At 31.3% G+C, this 3,190-nt stretch carries 3 protein-coding genes; all 3 read right to left on the bottom strand.

The genetic code is table 11. The features are described from left to right. Positions 1–214: 214 nt before the first annotated feature. A complete protein-coding gene (locus CARFE_RS15145; RefSeq protein ID WP_051250314.1) occupies positions 215–532 on the bottom strand; it encodes an AAA family ATPase in 318 nt (105 codons plus the stop codon). A gap of 76 nt (positions 533–608) precedes the next feature. Then, entirely contained in the window at positions 609–1,841 is a 1,233-nt protein-coding gene (locus tag CARFE_RS0112170) for an MBL fold metallo-hydrolase (protein ID WP_028052933.1), read from the bottom strand. 377 nt (positions 1,842–2,218) lie between these two features. After that, positions 2,219–3,130: an OLD family protein gene (locus CARFE_RS0112165; protein WP_154652768.1), complete on the bottom strand. Its 912-nt coding sequence runs from the start codon at positions 3,128–3,130 to the stop codon at positions 2,219–2,221. Positions 3,131–3,190: the final 60 nt, after the last annotated feature.

Here is a 3,190-nt window from a genome sequence, read left to right as displayed (position 1 = left end):
CTCCAATTATTCGCCATTATCTAAACAAATTCCTTTTCTATTTGGCCACGAAATCTGAGCATTGGACGGTTATTTTATGTGAGTAGAAACACTTAAATCATTTATTTTCTTTCTCAAAATATCTTGCAAAAAATCGCTATTTGCTGGATGGTAACATTTTAAAGCTGTTTCTTGTAGTTTTGCATTTTTAAATGTCTTCCAAATTTCTAAATTGTTATTTCGATTCAATAAAATATTCGTCTTTCAAATTGGTGGGATTAGTCTCATCGATAATTAATTCTTCAGGATAGTTTGTAAGCTCTATCCCTATTCTAAAAAAATCCTTACCTTCACTTGCTGTTTTCACATTCAGATCATTTTTATCAATCTTAACATTCCCTTTTCCTTCATTAAAAAAAATATCTAAAGCCTCAAAAATAGATGACTTTCCAGCATCATTTTTACCAATAAATGCCGTAAAATCTGATATATCAACTTCATGTAATCCATAATAACCTCTAAAATCTTCTAAAAAAATTTTAACTAACTTCATACCTTCTCCCCTTTATTTTTCAATATTATCAATATTTTTATTTTTGATCGGCTACACTTCCTTATAGATTGATGAGTTAGAACATAACCATTTTGGGCTGATCGCAACGGCATCTTCTAGAATTTGAAACCCATTGCCTATTTTTTAGCCTAAATCGGATAGGTTGTTTATTTATGCCATGTGATTTACAAATTGTACAAAACCGTTTTCCTGGAGCTGTCAAGAAAGCAGTTCCCGGTCTTTCTCGAAATCTACCGTCGCTTCTAACCCATATAACAGAGGTTCCTTGCGCAGCTGCAGTGATAGCTTTATAAGCATAAGCATTCGCATCTGACCCATGATGCGGCGCTGTTACAATCGAATTTTCCAAGTAAGGAAGTTGGATCCATTTTAAATCCGAATCTGCAGTAAAAAGAATTCCCGGAATATCACTTGATAATTTTGCAAAAAATACTAGGCTTTCTCGGTTTGCTGTTGTAAGAGATAAAAACTCAAGCAACACTTCTGGTGGACAAGGTTTTATTTGAGTAATTTCCCTTGCATTTAACGGTTGCAAAATCGGATTTTTATGCAAAAGACCTGGATGAGTATAATTGTACTCGAACCAACGAACAGGAATTCCTCTATGATAGGCTGCTTCTGCAATTCGACGAATGCGCAAACCTGCTTCTATCGCCTGCCAAAAAAGTTCTTTTTCCCAACTCCAGTGCATCCATAACCTTTTCCACATACGAATCAATCTCCAATCATAAAGTTCCCAATCTGCCCATAATCCCCTATTTGCCATCCCAATTTCAAATTCAAATGGCCAGTTTTCGTTTTCTTCTGCTGGCCTTTCTGTTAACCTCATGTGTTCTAGATTTTTCTCTGCAAGGTAATCACCAAGGCTTTCAAATATGGTTTTGTCATTCTTAAACTCATAATCCCAATACTCTTCCCTTTTGCTATCCGTAATTCTCCAGACCTGTTCCCAAAGCTCTTCTGCAATAACACTGATTGGTTTAACTAAGTGGGGTAATACCGCAGCCCAACGTCCCGGTAACCATATCTCTTTGCATTTAAGTCCGGATTCGATAAAACCAATTATTCCATTTGCATGGTCAGCATCGTTATGCGTACAAATTATTATGTCTACATTTTCTTTTTTTGTGAATTTACGGAACAAAAAAGCAAAATTTTTAATGGACCGACCACCATCAACAAGGATTGAAACAGTCGGGGTTTCTAAGAAAAACGCATCACCTTGTCCTACAGGAATGGCAATAAATCGCACCCTATCAGTATTTGCAGATGAAAACCTTAAATACATAAATTCCACTCCTTTTTGATATTACAACAAGATCATTCCCTTTTTTCATACTACATTTACATTAATTGACAACCCTCATCCTTCAAAAATTTTAGGGTTCCTATTAAATTACCTTAGTTTTTATAATTTTTTTACAATTAATTCTACAAATTTTTTCAATTCCTATTACTGTCTTACCAAATTTTGTCGCAAAAATTTTACATAATTCGACTTTATTGATCAAGTCCAAATTTTTTGTAAAAATCCCTCTGGTTAGAATCCAGGTGATTAATCACAGGCCAGAAAAGTATAAATAAAAGTTGAATTAATCAGGAATGTTTGTGAATTATCTTTGCATCGTTTAAAATGGGAGTTCTAAAAAGCAGAAATTTATTTACCTAATTAATGACTTTTTTCTTACTAGAAAAATAGGCAAATCGATCTAAGAAGTCTAAAATTTCTTTAAAATCATCTGGGCTTGAATATTTAATGTATTCTTTTGTTTTATTTTTTAAGTCACCAAAAATACCAAATAAATTATGACCTCTTACATACCTTTTTATATCTTCTATTTTATCCTTAGTTGGACGACTATCAAACAAAATATTTTTAATTTCTTCAGCCCTTTCATTACTATTCATTTTCTTTAAATAGTCAATAATATTTTTCTTGTTATTTTCAATATACTGTCTTATTTTGTTATAATAATCATCTTCACTTTTTATAATACCAATTTTTTGCAATACTTGAGGATTTAGAAAATAACTATCCATTGAACTATATTCTAAAACTAGTATTTTATTTCTAATTTCATTCAAATACTCTTCCCCTAAATTCTCTCTAAATTTGTTTAATAACTTATTTATGATTTCGTTTATATCTTTTGTGTCAGAATCACGTATTATCGCAAACTTATCTTTAAATGAAGTCTTGTTTAAAAATCTTATTGTCGCATATGTTTCAATATTATTACAACTTTTTGTATCAACAAAGTATATTTTTGATACATCAATATTATAAAAATGTGTAATAATATTTGCTATTCTCTCTTTGTCGTCTTTACCCTCAAGAAAAATTACAAAATCAGTATGAAGGATATCTTCTGTAGAATAACCCAAATCAAATAAAATTTCACCTAAGTCTGTTTTTTCTATAACTGTTTCATTGTTACCATTAATAGTAACTTTTCTTACTTGCTCTAATTCGAAATCTTTAAGTAATAGTGGTGAGTGGGTTGTAAAAAAGACTTGTTTAGTTAATGAAATATCATGTAATTGTGTTTGGCAATATAAAAATGCATAAAACGGCAAAGAAAAATGCAGAAAAAATATTGGCCATTGCCAGCGTAAAAAGATACATAAGAGTTAAAA

The sequence above is a fragment of the Carboxydothermus ferrireducens DSM 11255 genome (assembly GCF_000427565.1).
Taxonomy (GTDB): Bacteria; Bacillota; Z-2901; order Carboxydothermales; family Carboxydothermaceae; genus Carboxydothermus; species Carboxydothermus hydrogenoformans.
The sequence above is the reverse complement of the archived record's forward strand: the minus strand, read 5'-3'. Positions and strand labels throughout refer to the sequence as shown.